Genomic DNA, 17897 nt, shown 5'->3' on the forward strand with positions numbered 1-17897 from the left:
AACACAAGTTCCACGCGATAACGCGGGAACCTCGGAGCAGAATTGAATGTTACTTATCGCGGGCAGCCGGAGGGGAACGCCATGGAAATGGACCTTGCCGAGCGCTTCTTTTTGGGTCTCGCATTCATAGGTGCAAGCTGCCTCTGTGTCGTTTTCTCCGTCTGGATGCTTACTTGAAGTTCTGGCCCGCCAGCGTGAACCGGCCGCCGGACTTGCTTTTCCGCACCCAACGACCAGCAGTAGCCCGCGCTCTCGACGAGCCACCTCACGCCCTGCCGCCTGCCGGATAAGCACGGGTGAACTCTCCTTGGCGCTTGATGCGGTAGCGAAAAGTGCAGCCGTGCGCCCGGGCAAAGACCTCCGCCTCTGCAATCGCGATGGCACGCGTGCCGCCGAACGCGCGCTCAATGTATGGGTCGCGAACTATCAGCCGCTCGTCCATCGCGAGACCTTCCAAACCACTCGCTAGGCGAAGCAGGTAGTCCTCGCGCCTTTCCATGAAGGCCCGCCGTCCGCTAATAGATCATGTCATCCATGGGAGTACATGGCACGGCTCGCTTTCCAGCCCCCAATGCTCGCGGCTGCCGATCCAATTGCGGATTAGAGCGCCGGGAGTGCTAGGCCCGCCAACGTGAACCGGCGGGCCTTTTACTGTCAGATGCCGGAGACCCCTGCCCGGCGATGTCGAGGCACATACTGAGCTTAATTTCAGGCCTCGACCGCCCAGGCGGCGAGCAGAATGAGCGCTGCGATCGCCTGGCCCACCGAAGGAGTACCCCTAGAAATCCCAATCAATACAGACTTGGCACAAGGTGCATAGACCCTTACTTCGAGCCATAGCATCCTGACCAGGCAATGGTTGGGGGCCTTCGTGCTCAGTGCTGGCGAGTATCGAGAGCTAGCGGAAGCGTACCGCGCGAAAGCCGGCGCCCCTGGCCTTGCCCCGAATAAGGCCACTGCACTGAGGAACATCGCCCGAAGCCTGAGCGCGCTCGCGAGCCAGCTCGAAATACTTGATCTCTACGACAAGGCCCCGCCGAAGCGGGTGAGCGCGCCATGATCGAGCGGCTAATCCAGACGGGCATTGTCACGGTAGGCGCCCTCAACGCCGGTCTAATGGTCTGGCTGATCCTTACGCTCTAAGCTGTGGTCATAAGTACGCAGCTTCAGAATGCTTATTGTCCTAAGGGGAGCCTTTACCCAACTCGCGCCGGGGACGATACATGCGAGGCGAGCAGAGCCTTCATTGTAACGAATGTGGGGCTTCCAACTCGGTGACCTATTGGCGCTTTGAGGGCGCTCTGAGCAGGCTAGTGGGGCGGCCGGGTCAGGCCCGCGCCAGCTGAAGTCCGGTCTAACCTGGCCGCCCCTATTCGACTCCCGGCTCGTGCTGTTGGGCCTCCATGACGACAGCCAACACCCGAGCACGCCAACTGCGATCAGCACCGCGACCGAAACCCGCTGGGAGCCTTGCCCATGCGTTCAAACACCCCCACCCCGCGGTCAGACGACCTCCCTGGCGAAATAAGGCGTCGGCGGCCGGTTTCTGGCGATCTGTCGGGCAAGCTCGCAGCGACGTCTAGCGAGATCCGCAAGTTTCGCATCAAGGAGCTGCGCGCGGCCGCTGATCGGCTTATTCGCCGTGCGGAGGCGCTCCGCGTGGAGGCAAAGCGATTACTCAAAATGGCCCAACGCGAGGAAGCGAAGCTGGCGCGCGCCCCCCCCGAGAAATCCCCGAAGCGCGGCGGCGCGCCGGCCTAAGGCTTTGCTGACTAGCGGATAATTTGTCCGCGCACCAATTCGCAAAGCGCAGAACCACTAAGGTACCTTCCGAGAACGGCATCGCGGAGCCAGGAAAACGTTGGACAGCTCGTGCGTTAAAGAGGATTGGGGCGACGCACTGGAGCAGAAGCATGCGAACTGCAACTCTCGTGATGATTGTAGTTGCCGGAAGCGCGATTGCCTTCCAAGCAACGGCGCAACAGCAAAAGGCCGCACCTAGCGAGCAAACCAACGAGGAGATTCACCGAGATGTAGACAAAGGGCTCAAGACTAGCGAGCCGAATGAGCAGATGCAGCGTGATGCAGACAGAGGAGTAAAGACACGCAACTCTGGAGATTCCGGATATGTGGCAGATTAAGACAAGCCGGGCGCTTCTGCGCATCCTCCGGGCCGGCCGGTAGGTGAGCAGACCACGGGTTCAAGTAGCCAGACCGGAGCTCCGAAATAGAGCCGTTAGCAAGCTTACGTCGGCGCAAGATCGACGTACCGGTCAACTCACTTTTGAGAAGCGATCAGCGGGACCGTTCGTGCGAACTGCACATGAGCTGGTGGTTGCAACCGCAAACACCAGGATGAGTGCAAGCAAAGAGCCGTAAAAGCCGACAACGGCAAGCCGCCATTTTCGTAACAGAGGACGCTCCGATGTGGTGGGTCCTGCACGAGAAGCTCAACGACATCGAAGCCAGCATGCTTCGCCCAAACCTCGACCTCCTACGCATCGCAAGAGAGGTGTTCCGAGCGCTTGGTTCGCGATGACTCTGCTCCAACATACTTGTCGAGCGCCTGCACAAAAGCATGGGCTCCTTGGCGTTCTCGATAGCGCTGTAGAAGCTCAACCCAGCGCGGCCTCCTGGCTTGAGTACTCGCACCATCTCCTTCAGCGCCCCCGGCCGATCAGTGAAGAATTGTAGGCCGAGCTGGCGAGCACAACGTTAAAGGTGTTTGCATGGAACGGCAGGTCGAGCGCGCTACCCTCGGCCCAATCAACAGTCGCAGACTTTACCCTCGCCACCGCGAGCATTGCCGTGTTGGGATCTATGCCGACTAACCGGCCGACGTGCCCTCGCTGCTCAGCGAGCCGCGCGACGACGCCTGTCCCGCAGGCGATGTCGAGTATGCTTTCTCCACTCCTTGGCCCGACACGGTCGAGCAGATCATTGGCCCATATCGAAGTGATAGCTGGAACGAGGTAGCGCTCGTAAAGCTCGGCGCGCTCGCATCCATTTGCCAGTGTTCATGAGCTGTCATGACTCCCCCAATAGTGTCCGTGCGATAGTAGCAAAAGGGCGCCCCAAAGCGGAAGTCGATGCCGAATTGCCGGTGGTCCGCTCATCGAGGTGGACCGGAAGCAACCGGCCGCCCATCCGAACGACGCTCATGCCCCAAAGCGGTCATTAGCTGACTGCATCTCGCTCCCGCGCCGATCTGGAGTACGTGGCTCAGCTGGGATCCCTTCGTGCGTAACGAACGCCGCGCGGCGAATCGCCGAAGCGAGCTCGGAACAAGCGATTGAAATGCGAAACATCCGAGAAGCCGACCTCTAGAGCGATATCGGAAATTAGCCGCGCGCTGGCGCTGGACTCGGTCAGCAGTTTGAGCGCTCGTTGGAGGCGTAACTCATTGACGTGCCCGGTGAACGACGATCCTGATGATGCCATCAGGCGCTGCAGATAGCGAGGTGAGATGCCTTGGCAACGAGCTACCATCTCGACGCTGAGTCCTGGTTCTTGAAAGTGTGTCTCGATGTAATCGAGGGCGGCGCCGTGGCGCGCAGTCACGACAGCGCTCGCATTGCTCTCGCCCAAGGGAGCGCACTCGCCGATTGCGAGCGCCAGGAGATCGTGGATGTGAGCCACGACCGCATCTCGCAGCTTCGGGGTGGCCAGAACACTCTCATTAAATGCCGACTTGAGATAAGCCATGAGAAGTCGGAGCGCTTCACTTCGGTGAGAAATCGGCCGCATGGCGCGGCTTTCGACGTTCGTCACGCGCTGTGCGAGGGCGTCGCGCGGTACGGCAAGACCAAATAGCAATCCGTCGACATAGGTGACGGTGGCCGGCTCGGAATGCAGAATTGCGATGGCGTCGCCGGCGTGAAGCTCGATTTCCTGACAACGCTGCGATAGTTGACTTCTGCCGGGAGAACTGAGGATGACTCCGATCGAGTCATCACCATCAGCGATGCTTGCTTGCAAACGCTTGAAACGCATAGGGGACCCTTTCAGCGCGAGCCTGCGCAAACCTCGGATCGCTTGCAGCGTTGCGTAGGCCTGAAACGGTGCGTTCGATAGAGGCTCAATATCAGCGTGGACTATGCCTCGCCCAAAGTCCTCGCGCCATAGCGGGATTCGCATCCGCTCCGGAAACTCCCGCGTCGAGAATCGATGTGATACGAATTCGGCTGCGTCCATAGACATGGGGACCTCCAGCCTTGTTGGACATCGGGATCAAATGCGACAAACTCACCGGTATCTGCATTTTGCAGTTCGCGCACCGAACTTGTTTGATCTGTGCGCAAGAGTCCAAGAAGCTACGCCATTGGCCTGCTAGTCTCGCTCAGCTAAGTTCAATGCTGATGTGAACTCGTTCACTTAGCGGCCAGAAATTAGGTTTACAGTGATTGCGAAGGCCGTGGCGTCAAAAAATCTCCTTTAAGAGGAGGCGGTCGTGATGGCTCTATTTCTGATTGCCGTTATCGGATCTAGTTTAGATATCCTTGGCGGGGTGAACCCGTAAGCTCCGCTTCTATGATTCTCGCGATTGATCGAACTCAACGATCCGCGGACAGACTGTCCTGCAGCACTAGACGTTCTCTGATACCGATTTTGTGTCGCGCCTCGTCGGCCACATCGTCGTCATCCGAGTTCGTCGGACACAAACTACTCCGGCGCCGTTGATATTTACCGCCGGTTGAAATGGTCGAAATCTATCGTCAATGGTGATGATCAAGCGAGGGTTCGATCATGTCCACCCTAGTCGAGATGTTTTACCGTGAGTATTGCCGTGCCCGCCTCGCCGAAATGCGGAAGCAGCTTCTGATACCGGTTGCCAGCGACGACATATTGCAAACGTTTTGGGAGGACGGCGAAGCTTCCGGCCCAGGCAATCAAAGCGCCGGTTGGCGAACGAAAGAGCCTCCAACCATCAGGTAGCTCAGGCTCGTAACCGCATCGTTTGGTCGGATACCCCGCTCGGCAACACCCCCAGCCCGGAGCAGCGGAGCCTCTCATCGACCGATGTGCGAGCACGCCGGCAGGTCAAACAGATGCACGATCGAACTCACACCTCGAAGCGATTGATCGGCGAAACTCCGCCGGAGTTCCGGGGGGCTGGCCGCGACCTGCGCATCGATGTCTGTCGAGGGATCGCGCTATGGTGGATCTTTCTTGATCATGTTCCCAACAACATCGGAAGCTGGCTGACACCGCGCAACTACGGCTTCTGCGATGCCGCCGAAATATTCATGTTCATTTCGGGCGTGACCTGCGCGCTGGCCTACGGCAGGGCACGTCAGCGCGAGGGCTGGAGCGGCATGATTGGTCGTTCGCTGCGGCGGGGATGGGACATCTATGCCGCGTTTCTGCTGCTCACGCTCGCTTGCACCGTCCTCGTCTACCTCGCGGGCAACGATCGGCTTGCCGACGAGAGCAATACGCGGATTCTGCTCGATCATCCGGGCGCGACGCTTGCGCATGCCGCAATCCTGCAATATCGCCCTGTCAACACCGACGTCTTGCCGACTTTCGTCATCTTTCACGTGTTGTTCGCGCCGCTGCTGTGGCTGCTGCTGCGTGCACCAAACGTTACGCTTGGTGTTTCGCTGTTGCTTTATGCGCTCGTGCACATCTTCGGCTGGAGCGTTCCAGCCTGGCCCAGCGGCGCCTGGTTCTTCAACCCGTTGGCTTGGCAGCTTTTGATCGTGCTGGGCGCCTGGTGCGTCATCGGAGGGGAGAGGGTCTGGCCCTGGGTGACGTCGCGCACGACGCTTACTCTTGCTGTTGTCTATCTGGTTTTTGGCCTGGTCCTGACGCTGAGTTGCAGCGGCAAACCGCTGGTCCCGCAAAATTTGACGAACCTGCTCTTCCCGCTAGATAAATCGAATCTCAGTCCGTTCCGGCTGCTGCATTTCCTGGCTCTTGCAATTGTGGTGCTACGGTCCGTTCCTCAGGATTGGCGCGGGCTGTCGACGCCAGTCATGCGCTGCGCGAGGTGCTGTGGCGAGAATTCGCTGCCAATCTATTGTCTCGGCGTCCCCCTGGCCCTGGCCAGCCACCTGACGCTGCTCGACATCTCGGATCGCCTTGCGATGCAGTTCGTGCTTAGTCTTGCTGGAATCCTGGCGATGATCATCGTCGCGATGCTGCTGAACCGGATCAGCGTCAAGCACGGTCATTATCCCGGGTGGAGGCAGTCGACCGAGAAGGTCGCACCGGCATTCTCTAGCTGGCAGGTTGCGGATGGAACGCGGAAGGAAGCTCTTGACCCATAATTGGTATCGCGCCCGCCTTGCTCCAGGTCGGCGAGCTGTCGCCACCCTAACCGCGGTGCTCGGGCACGCTGGCGCTCGGCGCCGGCGTCAGACGCAGGTCGATTTCAACTCGCGGCAGTTCACGGCGGAGACCTGAACCGCCGCCTGATCTAAGGAGGCACTCATGAACGTCATCAACATGCGCATGGCCCCCACATTCACCGCAGCGATCAGACTCACCAAAGCAACAGCATTTGCTGCGGCGCTCATGTCCTTTGCCCCCGCGGCTGTCGCGGGAGATTCGATTGAAAAGAAGGGACTACTCCTTATGTGACGCACTTTATTTTTCGGCCCTTGATGAGCATTGACACTGCCGAACTCGGCAAAGCCACTACGCTGGAGGCGGTCGGGACGACTCAAAACATGAAGGGAGAGAAGATGCTGGACAAGATGTCAGCACGCTGCGTGGCGCTGAACGTCGCGTCCGGAGACAAGAAATACATTGACGGAGCTTGCGTGCTTGCCGACAGCGACGGCGACAAGATTTTCTCGACCTTCGATACTCGAGACCTCGACAAGGCCCAGCCGAAGATGGATTGTGGAACGCATATCATCACCGGCGGTACCGGTAAGTATAAGGGCATCACCGGAAGCGAACCATTTTCGTGTATAGCGATGCCTGCGCTGGCTGGCTCTGGCGATTATTTTGCGATGGACATCCCGCACAACACGTCCTGGGAAATCAAATGATCCCTGAACTCGATGTCGCCGTAAAGGCGGCTGTTGAGGCAACCATGGAAAGCTGAAGGAGAGCCTCGCCACCAGGACTGGGCTCTTCTTCTGTTCATAATTTAGAGGCCCGTGAATGGCGCCGACTACACTGTGCTAGACCGGCTAGTCTAAAAAGAAAAGCCGCCCGGAGGCGGCTAGTTTTTGGTCTTCTTTCTTCTACTTATTTCTTTAGGGCGTCAGCGGCGTCCCGCGCTGCGTCTTTCACGTCTCCCACTGCGTTGTGGGCGGATCCCTTGGCCTTATCAATCTTGCCTTCGGCTTCCAAGTCCTTGTCGCCAGTGAGCTTGCCAGCACCTTCTTTGATGGCGCCTTTTGCCTTGTCGGCAGCGCCCTTCACATGTTCGCGGTCCATAATCGTGTCCTTTTGCTGTTGGAAGATAAACCAACAAAAGCGTTGCGCAGTGGTTCCTCAAGCGGCGCTGACGCTTCCACAAAGGTAAAGGTGACTGGCTATGCCGACGACGTCGCCGAAATTGCCGAGAGCTGGGCCTTGAGCCGGTACCGTCGCTCCCTTCATGAGGTTCGCCGCCAAACCCGTCTAAACGGCCCGACGGCTTCGACCAGATACCATACCGTAAACAAACAGCACGACGATCGCGCCGACGATGGCACCGATCAGTCCTGCGCCTTCTCCAGGCCGGTACCAACCCAGCGCCTGGCCGAGGTAAGTCGCTACGAACGCTCCCACGATTCCCAGAATCGTGGTCAGGATGAAACCGGACGGCTCGTTGTCGCCGGGCATGATGAACTTCGCGATGACGCCCGCGACGAAGCCGATGATGATCGTCCAAATAATGCTCATGACTTTCCTCGAGCCTTACGATGGTATCACGCCGATGGAGCCGGCAGACGTCCGTCGGGCGTGTATTGGTCCACGGCTGTAGGAAGCTCGCGCGATAAGCGGTCGAGTATCTCCTGCTGCGACAGGCCTGTCCTGCTCCAGTTTTGAAGGACGTCGGGACCGATAGCCTGCCGGAGTTCGGGCGGGGTGACTTCCCGGTTCGGCCCCTGATTGATCCAGGATTGGGCCCCCTTGCCCATTCTGCCTGAAGTGCTCGAGCAACTCGCCGAGGCCGCCGTTCAGGAGCGAACCTACTCCACCGCCGCCCACGAGACCGCCAAGATTTGCCGAGCATACTACTCAGCGAATTCTTGGCGCCCGCCGGCTGACCGGAAGTAGCGTCGCGGAACATGTCCGCCAGCTTGTCCCGATTTTGGTAACCGGCGATCGCGAGCATACTAAAAAGGGCAGTCATCGATGGCATTCCGCGGTTCATGTTCGGCTCATCGATTTAAGTTTGTGGGAAGAAAAAGGCGGACCGCCAAGGCGGGCCGCGGATTGATCTACCGCACGCCGGTGCCGTAGAGTTGGCGCTCCCTGCGCACCTCGTCCGCGCCATAAGGCTGAGCCGACGGGTCGTAATTCTTCCATCCAGCTTTCTGCCAAGCCACGCTCCGGTCGCGCAGATTGACGGCGGATTGGTTCAAGATCGCTTCGTATCGCGCGCGATCGGCATCGGGGACGCGTGCCGAAACAAGCGTGCCGCCCCTTCTCACGCCTTCGGCGTAGAGCGGAGCTTCCTCATCGGATACACCAGCCTGCGTCAAAGCCCCAACCACGCCACCCGTGGCACCGCCGGCAGCGGCACCCAGCGCGGTCGACGCGAGCCACCCGGCCGCGACGACCGGACCCAAGCCCGGGATCGCCAACAGCCCGAGGCCTGCGAGCAAGCCCGCGGCGCCGCCGAGACCCGCGCCGACGCCAGCTCCCGTCGCAGCACCCTCGGCACGATCGTCGACCCCATCGCGATCGCGATCGACCTTCTTGTCGGTGCTGTACCAGTTGTCGGAGTTGTTGGCGAGGATGCTCAAATCCGAATGCGGCACGCCCGCCGCCTCCAGGCTCGTCACCGCGCGCTGCGCGTCGGAATAGTTGTCGTAGAGACGTGAAATCGTAACGGTCATAATCGAATCCTTCTCGGTTATCGCGGCGGTTGAGCGAGGGGTCACTTCGCTGCGCTGACATCGGCCGACGCACCGCCCTTGCTCGCCTTTCCGCGCCACACGCCATTGTCGTCCTTCTTCAAGGAAGTCACGTTGGTGTAGCCAGCTTCTTCGATCTTCGATTTGGCCTGACCCTCGGTAAAACTGTTGGCGCCCGAAACCGGCTTCTCGGAATTGTTCTGGCCCGAGCAGTTAACCGCGTTATTGTTCGGCCGATCCGTCGCCGGCGGATTCTGGGCAAACGACGGACCGGTCAGAAGCGAAACCGCCGTTAGAAACAGAAGAAATTTCTTATTCATGTCGTCCTCCTTGTGGCCGGTCACAACACGCCCGTACGATGTTCCTATTTCTCCCGTTTCGGGTAAACGAAGCACGCCATGAGGGACAGATCGCATCTGCAAATCCGCAATCGCGTAGCGCCAGCTGACTGACGGCGAGACCTCGGCGTACCGCCCGCCCGACAGGTTACAAATCGGGCGCGCCCCTTGGCCGAGCTTCCCCGATTGAATCAGAGGGGAGTCGCATATCGGCAGTGGACCGGACGCGGAACCGTACTTGCCTCGGTCGCCAGCTTTTGACCCTGGCTGTGTGAAAACGCTGCGCTTGATGTGATTCGCGCGATATGATTCCCGCACGATTTGCGGGGGGCTGGGATGAAGCGCTTCGTTGCGGAGGCGGATCGTGGGCAGTCGACGTTGTTGCCCGAATGCCTCGACGATTTCATTGATGAGAGCAACCCTGTTCGGGTGATCGACGTGTTTGTCGATGCACTCGATTTGGCCGAGTTAAGCTTCGAGGGGGGAACCGGCGGCGACCGGGCGGCCGTCATACCATCCCTCGGTTCTCCTGAAGCTTTACATCTACGGCTATTTGAACCGGGTGCAGTCGAGAGTGACGACGCGCTGTAGCTTTCCGATAGCGCCAGCACCTTGTCCAAATTGAACGCCGGGCCCGGAATGCCGGGGACGCCCTGGGGACCGGCCGGGCCTTGCTGGCCTTGGGCCAGAAGGAGGTAGCCGAAAGGACAGCTTCAATTTTCCGGTCGTGGCCTATGAAATGGTCGACCGCGATCACATCGCGACAATCCAGTTCACCGACTTCAATGGTCGCGTGCGTGTCGTCGCCGAAAATCCAGACGGCTCATGGACCTATTTCCCGAGAGATCATAGCAAGTGGGTCTATGGCTGCTTCAACAACAACAGGATTGGTGATGGAACTGACGAGGACCATCCTGTTGGGCAGCCTGCTGCTGCTCGCCGCTAACGCCGCCGACGCCGCCGAGATGCCTTCGATGTTCCACGGCCGATGGTGCGGCGAGCGGCACATGATGAAGCACTGCGGGAAGGATGAGGAAGGCATCCAGATCACCCCGCGCGGGTTTCATTACGAGGCTGGAAACGACGCTGGGTGCAGACTTGTCGGGCTGAGGCCGCAATGGCCGACGACGCGGGCCGATGTCGAGTATCGCGCGATGTTCGTCTGCCGCGGCGAGAGACCGCCTAACCACCGGGAATACTACTGGATCGGGTTCTACGATGATGACCGCAACGAGGGTCTGTTCCTGCTGAAGTCCGACAAGACGTTCGGGAGGTCCAAATGAGGCGCTGATCGCGCTGCTGGTTCTGATCGCCTCCGGTGATGCGATGGCTCAGCAGCGCCAGTTCTACGATACCGCGGGGCGCAACGCTGGCCGCGCGATCACCGACACCCAAGGGACCACGACGCTATATGGACCGGACGGCCAAGGTCGTACAAGCAACACGCGCCGTCGGCGCAGATTGCACCCTCGCAGTTATTGCGCCTCATGCGCGAGTGCCGCGTCGTACTCGCACAGCAGATCGATGATGTGCTGCTCCTCAGGCTCGATCACTTCAGGCACCTGCCCCCGCCAGTTGATGGCAATGAAGCCTTCGGCCAGCTTACCGATATGTCGATCCCTGTGATGGAGCAGTCGCGCCAATGCCACGTCTTGCCCACTCAGGCGTTCCAATTCCGCCAGCAAGGTCGAAGACTGCTGTTCGGGCTCGGTCGATGCTGATGTCGCCACGGTCATAGGCCCTCCAGATGTCGTCAACTGCAGCGTTATTCTTAGCGGTTTTCCACTTCAAAGGGAATAGCTCGCACACCGGCTCCTACGTCGCCTACTGTCCGGCGCGCGCGATTAGGCCGATACTCTCGGCAAACTGACGCGTCGCATCGTTGACGAGGCCGTAGGTACCGGGAACCAAGCTATTATTGCTATGTTGCAATTCGCCGGGATCACCGAGACCAGTAGTAGGAATTCACATGTCAGCCCAGATCATCAAGTTATCCGACCGCAGGACGCGTCCTACGCCATCTTCGAGCTTGATAGACCTTCAGCTTTCGTTTTTCCTTACGTACGTTGAGATAAGCCTCGCGGCCTATCACTGGGTAGTTAACGCTGCCGAGCAAGGTTGGAAGGCGGTTTGTCTGTCACGATGATTGATTTTGATTTCAAGGTTGAACCTCAAGGGCAAAGAGCCGCATGGGGCCGGCGCAAGCTGAAGAATGATCAATAAGCGGGCCACCAACTGAGGCGGTCCTTACAGGTGCGGCGCCAGATAGTCGAGAACCTTGAAAAACCCGTAGAGGGCGAGAGCGGTTACAGCCACGAAAGCGATAACCATCGTCGCCCATTCGCGTTTCGAAAATAGATCGAAGTCGAACATGCGAGCCCCTTGCAGTGGGGGATACTATGCTCGTACCCGGCCAAGATGGGCCGCCAGTTGGCGCGGCTTTACAAAAGAAAAACGCCGCCCGCTTAAACGAAGCGCAGGCGGCGGCTTCCAGCCCCGGGAGGGAGATTGTAAATCCCGATACCGGTGTATTGATCGCATTTCAAAAGTGGAGCACGCGAAATATCCCAAAAGACCCCTCGCACTCCTTGACACGTCGCGCGCTGATGACCCTGCTCGAATCCGACGCGGTCTGCAATTATGTCACGAATACCGAGAAGGACACATAGGCACCTGCCGGTTGCGTTGGTCGTGCTGGGAAGCGGGTTTTCGGCCAACCCGCTTTGCTCATGCGAGCTTGCCGACGCCGCTGCCCAGTGCCCGGCGCGAGGACCTGGCGGGCGGGGTAAGTTCGACGACCGAAAGCTTCTAGCAGACGCCCGTGGTCTGCTGCATGACGCGCGCCAGTTCATCTTCAGAGAACTGTTTTCGGATCAACGGAAAGCCCTCCCGGCGTCGCTCTCAGCCCGACAGCTGCAATACCTTTAGCCCCGAGCGAAGACGCGTCGCTCGCTCGGCGAGTTCGTAACCGTCCATCCCCGGCGTGTATGTCGGTGAACCGAAGCTACTTGCTGAGATCGAATACCGAGCGAAGTCGGCCGAGGGGAAGGTGCGGCACCCGTTCTTCAAGGGGTTGCGCGAGGACCTGTAACGGCGCGGCGATCGGGGGCAAAATTTTTTCAGCCCCCTCTTGAAACCAAAACCGGCTTTGCTAATTTTTTTGTCGCCATCTGACGATGGTGTCCGGGCGCCTCATGGGCCCGGGCCAAGAGACGGGCACCGTGTCCGGTGCCGCTCGTAGACATCTTGCTCTTAGGAGGATTTGGCTATGCGCACCTACGATTTTGCCCCCCTCTGGCGCTCGACCATTGGTTTCGACCGCCTCTTCGACCTCGCAGAAACCGCTCAGCGGGCCAGCGAGGACAATTACCCGCCCTACAACATCGAACGGCTGGCGGAGGATCGCTATCAGATCTCGCTGGCGGTGGCGGGTTTCTCGCCCGACGATATCGTCATCACCGCCGAGCAGAACGTGGTGACGGTTGAAGGCAGCAAATCCGACAAGACCGAACGTGATTTCCTCTATCGCGGTATCTCGCACCGCGCCTTCAAGCGCCAATTCAGCCTCGCCGAATATGTCCAGGTGAAAAGCGCCGCATTCGACAACGGCTTGCTGACCATCGAACTCGTCCGCGAGATTCCGGAAGCCATGAAGCCGCGCCGGATTGCGATCGGCGATGCCTCGACCGGCAGCGTGCGGAAGCTGGAAGCCAAAGCCGCCGCCTAGTAGAGGCGCCATGGAGCCGCGCTGCAAGTCGTGCGGCTCCCATCCATTCGTCAATGAAAAGGAGAGGACCATGCGGCCGACGACCGCTGACGACAACGTTTTCGACTTCGACGCGCTGCTTCATCCCGGCACGGTCTTTGAGACACCCAAAGACGTTCTGGATCACCCTGCCCTGACGCTGGCCGAGAAGCGCGCAATCTTGGCATCATGGGCGTCCGACGCGTCCGCGATCGCCTCTTGCCCGTCGATGCGCGCACCTGCCGGCCTCAAGAAGCCGGTATCGATCGACGAGATCTTGGACGCGTTGCGCGCCCTGGACGGAGGTCCCCGAACGCCACCCGGTGGAAAACCTTCCCGTCTCCGTTCGACCGAACGTGCGGCCGCGTGAAGTTCGGAGCCTCAGATGACAACGGACGAAAAACTGGCGCGGCTTCGCGTCCATCGCAACAATGTCCACCGCTACCGCCGCCTGCTGAGCACTCGGCTCTCAGATCTTGAGCGCGAGTTCTTGATGAAGCGACTCTCGGAGGAGCAAATCGCTATTGATGCGCTATCGACGACGACTTTCCCATTTTCCTTGGATCTCGACGGTCCAACCCCCGGTGCAGCATCCAGGGTGGCTTAGCTTCAATGCTGGAGATTATGTTGATCGATCGCAATCGTCGTGGTTGGGAATGGCGAGTTTGCGACCACTCTGGCACTGTCCTGGATAAGGGCCGTGAAAGAACGCGAATGGCCGCGAGATATCGCGGCTATCAGGCGATGTTTCTATTGCTCGCAAGCGGAGCCCGATTAATCGATCCGGGGCCGTGGGCGCCATAAGATGAGCTTACGGCTCCTCCCCGGCAATGGCCGAAAGCGGCGGGCCTGCAACAATATCCTCTGGCCGGCCCGGGGCGGCCGGGTAGGCGCCACTCCCTGACGGACTCCGTTTCCGTAATTGGCCCCTTAGCGTCGTCACGGCAACGATGACGACGTGTTGAATTCACGGGGCATCAGACGTGGTCGGCAAGTCCGGCCCAGCATCCAGGGATATCCCTCCGTTATCGCGATTGCCGCAATGGGCTTCATGTCGCGCGGCACTCCTCATCGGTACTTTGTTCTGAGTCCTCAGGGCGCATTCCGCGGATGATCCAGCTCAGTGCGAATTGGTCCTTTGGCAGGATTTCGGGAAACCCCTCGGCCTCACGCCCTCGGCCGTCCGAACCACGGTTAGCAGCTGCTTTTTGTAGGCATATCCGGAAGGGGAACCTGGGCTTGCTGCCCGCCGTTATGCAATTCGTCTGCGGATCGCCTGGCTCAGGGCACGCCCCTGAAATATTAAGAAATCAATATGCTCAAAGAGACAAAGGGGGATCGATGACGTTACGGGCTACGCCATCGGTCGACCGCATGTCCGTCCTTGACACCCTGAGCGATTTCATCCGTCGGATCGACGATCCCGATGCTCTTGCGTATGCCGCGGCTGAACTTCTCGGAAGCAGCCTGGGGGTCAGCAGGGCCGGCTACGGTACGGTCGATACATCGGCCGAAACGATCACCATAAGCCGTGACTGGAATGCGCCGGGCATATCGAGCCTGGCGGGCGTTCTTCGCTTCCGCGACTACGGTAGCTACATCGTGGATCTGAAGCGCGGTGAGACGGTCATCTGTGCGGATGCGGAGAAGGACCCTCGTATCGGCGAGCGTGCCGATGCTCTTGAAGCAATATCGGCTCGCGCCCTGGTCAACATGCCAATCTCCGAGTCCGACGGTGTTGTGGCACTCCTGTACTTGAACAACGCGGAGCCACGGGAGTGGACCGCAGAAGAACTCGAACTGGTGCGCGAAGTTGCCGAGCGAACCCGCACAGCTGTGGAACGTCGTCGGGCCGAGGTCGCTGTCAGGGGAAACGAGGCTCGCCTGACGTTTCTAGATGCCCTCAACAGGGAAACCGCCAAAACCAGAGACGCAGACGGCGTTTTAGCTGTGACGACTAGGATGCTTGGCGAACATCTGATGGTATCGAGCTGTGCCTACGCCGATATGGATCCGGACGAGGACGGCTTTACCATTCGGGGAGATTGGGCGGCACCAGGGGCAATGCACATTCTTGGGCACTATAGCCTGGCCGATTTCGGTCAAAAGGCCGTAACCGAGCTCGGAGCGGGCCGCCCCCTGGTCATCAATGACAATTTGAAAGAGATTGCGCCCGAAGAAGCGGCTACGTTCCAGAACATTGGAATCGGCGCTACCATTTGCATGCCCTTCGTGAAGGAAGGACGGCTAACAGCTTTGATGGCGATCCATCATCGGCAAGCGCACCGGTGGAGCAAGCGGGAACTCGCATTGCTTACAGAGGTGACCGAACGCTCGTGGGCGCACATCGAACGTGTACGGTCGGAGCAGGCAGCCCGGGAAGCGGCAGAGCGACTCGGCCTCGCCAACAAGGCTGCCGGCATAGGCACTTGGGACTATGATCCGGTCAATGACGTTCTGCGATGGGACGATCGTTGCAAAGAATTGTTCGGCTTGTCGCCTCAGGCGGAAATAAGTTACGAAGGCGCGTTCCTGAAGGGCTTGCATCCGGACGACAGGCAACGTGCGCACGAAGCGGTCTCTGAAGCACTCGAGCCGACGTCTCCCAAGCCTTATAACATCGAATACCGAACCATAGGTGTCGAGGATGGAACCGAGCGCTGGATCGCGGCGACCGGCGAGGCGATCTTTTCGGGAGGAAAGGCCGTCCGCTTCATCGGCACCGTTCTGGACATCAGTGCGCAGAAGAAATCCGAGCGCCATCTGCGCATACTGAACGACACCGGGGCTTCCGTGGCCCGCGAACGAGATCTCGAGAAGATAGTTCAGACCGTAACCGATGCCGGCGTCGAGCTCTCGGGGGCTCAATTCGGCGCCTTCTTCTACAACGTCCTTACACCGGACGGTGGAAGCTATATGCTTTATTCGTTGTCTGGCGTACCACGATCGGCATTCGAAAACTTCCCTATGCCACGCAATACGGCGGTCTTCGAGCCGACGTTCTTGGGTACGGGCGTGGTGCGATCAGACGACATCCTGAAAGATCCGCGCTATGGCAAAAATGCTCCGCGAAAAGGAATGCCGGAAGGTCACCTTCCCGTCAGGTCATATCTGGCGGTACCCGTAATTTCACGTTCGGGCGAAGTACTTGGCGGACTTTTCTTCGGTCACGCTGAGCCAAGGAAGTTTCAAATCGAGCACGAAACCACACTTCTGGGCATCGCCGGCCACGCCGCCACTGCGATCGACAACGCGCGTCTTCTGATGCGACTGGAGTCCCTCAATGCCGATTTGGAGCGACGCGTAGCCGAGGAGATATCGGAACGTATGAAGGCCGAGGAGCAGCTCCGGCAGTCTCAGAAGATGGAAGCTGTCGGTCAATTGACGGGCGGGATTGCTCACGACTTCAACAACATGCTGGCCGTGATCATCGGCAGTCTGAATCTTGCCAAACGACGACTGGGCAAGGGAGAAATCGACGTGGACCGCTTCATCGAGGGAGCCATAGATGGTGCAAATCGGGCAGCCACACTGACTCAGCGCCTACTGGCGTTTTCACGCCAACAGCCGCTTGCGCCCGAGGTCATGGACCTCAACAAGATGGTCGGCGGGATGAGCGAGCTGCTCGACCGATCGCTGGGAGAACTCGTCCGTCTCGAGATGGTTCTGGCGGCCGGAGTTTGGCGAGTCAAAGCTGACCCCGCTCAGCTGGAAAGTGTCGTGCTAAATCTCGCAGTGAATGCGCGTGACGCCATGCCGAGGGGCGGCAAGCTGACGATCGAAACAAGCAATTCGTCTATAGACCAGAAGTATGCGCGTGAATACGCGCTGACGCCCGGTCAATATGTCCTGCTTGCCGTCACTGACAATGGCGTTGGAATGCCTGAAAACGTGCTTGGTAAAGCATTTGACCCATTCTTCACGACGAAGGCGGTGGGCAAGGGCACCGGCCTAGGTCTCAGCCAAGTCTACGGCTTCGTGCGGCAGTCGGGCGGTCACGTAAAGTTATATTCCGAAGTGGGAGTAGGAACGACGGTCAAAGTCTATCTTCCGCGCTTTTTCGGCGTCGAGGAGACATCGGGTGCGCCCGAGCCGAAGGCGAACATCGGCGCGAGCCTGCACAAAGAGACCATCCTCGTCGTGGAAGATGATGACCGGGTTCGCAATATCTCGTCGGAAAGCCTGCGTGACCTGGGCTATACGGTCGTCGAGGCGGCAGGTGCTAAAGAGGCGATCAGAAAGATCGACGACGGACTCGTCCCGGATCTGCTCTTTACGGACGTGGTCATGCCCGACACGACAGGCGCCGAATTGGCGAGCCGGGTCTTAGAGCGATTGCCCGGGTTGAAGGTGCTGTTCACGACCGGCTATACGCGCAACGCCATCGTCCACAATGGCATGCTCGATGCCGGCAGACACTTGATTTCCAAGCCATTCAATATCGAAGACCTAGCGGCGAAGGTCCGCGGACTGCTCGATGAGATCTAGGTCCAATGCTGGTCTGTCCGACTTCGCGAATCGCGCTGCTACGTTTGTTTGTTCAGTTCGGCGTAAGCTCTCTGGTGCATCGGCTTGATAGCACACTCCAGAGACATGTCTGGAGCAAGAGCTCGTGCAGAAGTGGTCCGACTCAGAGACCGCCCCCTGCCTTTGACCCGACTTCTTGCAGCACGGTAAAGCTCACTACCGGGACCAGCTGTGATTGAGCAGACTCCAAGCCCTTTCGGGGCCCCCGCCTCCTCCATGCCGCTCGGAGGGCAAGCCTGACGTTCGCTGAACAACGCCTCT

At 59.2% G+C, this 17897-nt stretch carries 20 protein-coding genes and 3 pseudogenes; 13 read left to right on the top strand and 10 right to left on the bottom strand.

Annotated elements, in window-relative coordinates; all coding sequences use genetic code 11:
- Positions 1-265: 265 nt before the first annotated feature.
- Positions 266-442, bottom strand: coding sequence for a hypothetical protein (locus AB7G19_RS39630; protein WP_354134872.1), 177 nt, complete (start codon positions 440-442; stop codon positions 266-268).
- Positions 443-1476: 1034 nt separating this feature from the next.
- Here AB7G19_RS39630 and AB7G19_RS39635 point away from each other — a divergent pair.
- A complete protein-coding gene (locus tag AB7G19_RS39635) occupies positions 1477-1761 on the top strand; it encodes a hypothetical protein (RefSeq protein WP_441253860.1) in 285 nt (94 codons plus the stop codon).
- 152 nt (positions 1762-1913) lie between these two features.
- On the top strand, positions 1914-2141 hold the full coding sequence (locus tag AB7G19_RS39640; protein WP_354134873.1) for a hypothetical protein: 228 nt from the start codon (positions 1914-1916) through the stop codon (positions 2139-2141).
- A 519-nt stretch (positions 2142-2660) separates the two neighbouring features.
- On the opposite strand, the gene AB7G19_RS39645 is transcribed toward AB7G19_RS39640, so the two are convergent.
- Both AB7G19_RS39645 and AB7G19_RS39650 read right to left on the bottom strand, forming a co-directional pair.
- The gene (locus tag AB7G19_RS39645) at positions 2661-3014 is read right to left on the bottom strand and encodes a methyltransferase domain-containing protein (protein ID WP_441254543.1); all 354 of its coding nucleotides are present in this window, start codon (positions 3012-3014) and stop codon (positions 2661-2663) included.
- 208 nt (positions 3015-3222) lie between these two features.
- The gene (locus tag AB7G19_RS39650; protein ID WP_439037704.1) at positions 3223-4200 is read right to left on the bottom strand and encodes an AraC family transcriptional regulator; all 978 of its coding nucleotides are present in this window, start codon (positions 4198-4200) and stop codon (positions 3223-3225) included.
- An 848-nt stretch (positions 4201-5048) separates the two neighbouring features.
- Between AB7G19_RS39650 and AB7G19_RS39655 the strand changes: the two genes are divergently transcribed.
- From AB7G19_RS39655 to AB7G19_RS39665, 3 genes are all read left to right on the top strand, one after another.
- Positions 5049-6272, top strand: coding sequence for an OpgC family protein (locus tag AB7G19_RS39655; protein WP_439037756.1), 1224 nt, complete (start codon positions 5049-5051; stop codon positions 6270-6272).
- Between the two features lie 163 nt (positions 6273-6435).
- The gene (locus AB7G19_RS39660) at positions 6436-6585 is read left to right on the top strand and encodes a hypothetical protein (protein ID WP_439037703.1); all 150 of its coding nucleotides are present in this window, start codon (positions 6436-6438) and stop codon (positions 6583-6585) included.
- Positions 6582-7001, top strand: a complete 420-nt coding sequence (locus AB7G19_RS39665; RefSeq protein WP_354134877.1) for a hypothetical protein — start codon at positions 6582-6584, stop codon at positions 6999-7001. Before AB7G19_RS39660 ends, AB7G19_RS39665 begins: the two co-directional genes overlap by 4 nt.
- Before the next feature lie 202 nt (positions 7002-7203).
- Here the strand turns inward: AB7G19_RS39665 and AB7G19_RS39670 are convergent, their stop codons facing one another.
- The 5 genes and pseudogenes from AB7G19_RS39670 to AB7G19_RS39690 all read right to left on the bottom strand — a co-directional run bounded on the left by AB7G19_RS39670 (position 7204) and on the right by AB7G19_RS39690 (position 9346).
- Positions 7204-7395 (bottom strand): CsbD family protein, encoded by a 192-nt coding sequence (locus tag AB7G19_RS39670; RefSeq protein ID WP_354134878.1) that lies wholly within the window; start codon positions 7393-7395, stop codon positions 7204-7206.
- Between the two features lie 186 nt (positions 7396-7581).
- Complete coding sequence (locus AB7G19_RS39675; protein WP_354134879.1) at positions 7582-7845, bottom strand: GlsB/YeaQ/YmgE family stress response membrane protein; 264 nt, start codon at positions 7843-7845, stop codon at positions 7582-7584.
- Positions 7846-7871: 26 nt separating this feature from the next.
- Positions 7872-8320 (bottom strand): annotated as a pseudogene (locus AB7G19_RS39680) (YidB family protein).
- A 67-nt stretch (positions 8321-8387) separates the two neighbouring features.
- On the bottom strand, positions 8388-9008 hold the full coding sequence (locus AB7G19_RS39685; RefSeq protein WP_354134880.1) for a hypothetical protein: 621 nt from the start codon (positions 9006-9008) through the stop codon (positions 8388-8390).
- A 41-nt stretch (positions 9009-9049) separates the two neighbouring features.
- A complete protein-coding gene (locus AB7G19_RS39690; RefSeq protein WP_439037702.1) occupies positions 9050-9346 on the bottom strand; it encodes a hypothetical protein in 297 nt (98 codons plus the stop codon).
- Between the two features lie 354 nt (positions 9347-9700).
- Between AB7G19_RS39690 and AB7G19_RS39695 the strand changes: the two are divergent.
- A pseudogene (locus AB7G19_RS39695) lies at positions 9701-9935 on the top strand (IS5/IS1182 family transposase); the annotation flags it as partial.
- 322 nt (positions 9936-10257) lie between these two features.
- The gene (locus AB7G19_RS39700) at positions 10258-10647 is read left to right on the top strand and encodes a hypothetical protein (RefSeq protein ID WP_354134882.1); all 390 of its coding nucleotides are present in this window, start codon (positions 10258-10260) and stop codon (positions 10645-10647) included.
- 192 nt (positions 10648-10839) lie between these two features.
- On the opposite strand, the gene AB7G19_RS39705 is transcribed toward AB7G19_RS39700, so the two are convergent.
- Both AB7G19_RS39705 and AB7G19_RS39710 read right to left on the bottom strand, forming a co-directional pair.
- Positions 10840-11100 (bottom strand): hypothetical protein, encoded by a 261-nt coding sequence (locus AB7G19_RS39705; protein WP_354134883.1) that lies wholly within the window; start codon positions 11098-11100, stop codon positions 10840-10842.
- Between the two features lie 511 nt (positions 11101-11611).
- Entirely contained in the window at positions 11612-11737 is a 126-nt protein-coding gene (locus AB7G19_RS39710) for a hypothetical protein (RefSeq protein ID WP_439037700.1), read from the bottom strand.
- A 26-nt stretch (positions 11738-11763) separates the two neighbouring features.
- On the opposite strand from AB7G19_RS39710, the gene AB7G19_RS39715 reads away from it, so the two are divergent.
- The 6 genes and pseudogenes from AB7G19_RS39715 to AB7G19_RS39740 all read left to right on the top strand — a co-directional run bounded on the left by AB7G19_RS39715 (position 11764) and on the right by AB7G19_RS39740 (position 17597).
- The gene (locus AB7G19_RS39715; protein WP_354134885.1) at positions 11764-12033 is read left to right on the top strand and encodes a hypothetical protein; all 270 of its coding nucleotides are present in this window, start codon (positions 11764-11766) and stop codon (positions 12031-12033) included.
- A gap of 311 nt (positions 12034-12344) precedes the next feature.
- Positions 12345-12455 (top strand): annotated as a pseudogene (locus AB7G19_RS39720) (DNA ligase); the annotation flags it as partial.
- A gap of 177 nt (positions 12456-12632) precedes the next feature.
- Positions 12633-13091, top strand: a complete 459-nt coding sequence (hspD, locus tag AB7G19_RS39725) for a small heat shock protein HspD (protein ID WP_166096484.1) — start codon at positions 12633-12635, stop codon at positions 13089-13091.
- Between the two features lie 70 nt (positions 13092-13161).
- The gene (locus tag AB7G19_RS39730) at positions 13162-13479 is read left to right on the top strand and encodes a hypothetical protein (RefSeq protein WP_439037699.1); all 318 of its coding nucleotides are present in this window, start codon (positions 13162-13164) and stop codon (positions 13477-13479) included.
- 15 nt (positions 13480-13494) lie between these two features.
- Positions 13495-13716, top strand: a complete 222-nt coding sequence (locus AB7G19_RS39735) for a hypothetical protein (RefSeq protein WP_354134887.1) — start codon at positions 13495-13497, stop codon at positions 13714-13716.
- Between the two features lie 767 nt (positions 13717-14483).
- Positions 14484-17597 (top strand): GAF domain-containing protein, encoded by a 3114-nt coding sequence (locus AB7G19_RS39740; RefSeq protein ID WP_439037698.1) that lies wholly within the window; start codon positions 14484-14486, stop codon positions 17595-17597.
- Positions 17598-17897: the final 300 nt, after the last annotated feature.

The sequence above is a fragment of the Bradyrhizobium sp. 215_C5_N1_1 genome (assembly GCF_052075935.1).
In the GTDB taxonomy this organism is placed as follows: domain Bacteria; phylum Pseudomonadota; class Alphaproteobacteria; order Rhizobiales; family Xanthobacteraceae; genus Bradyrhizobium; species Bradyrhizobium barranii.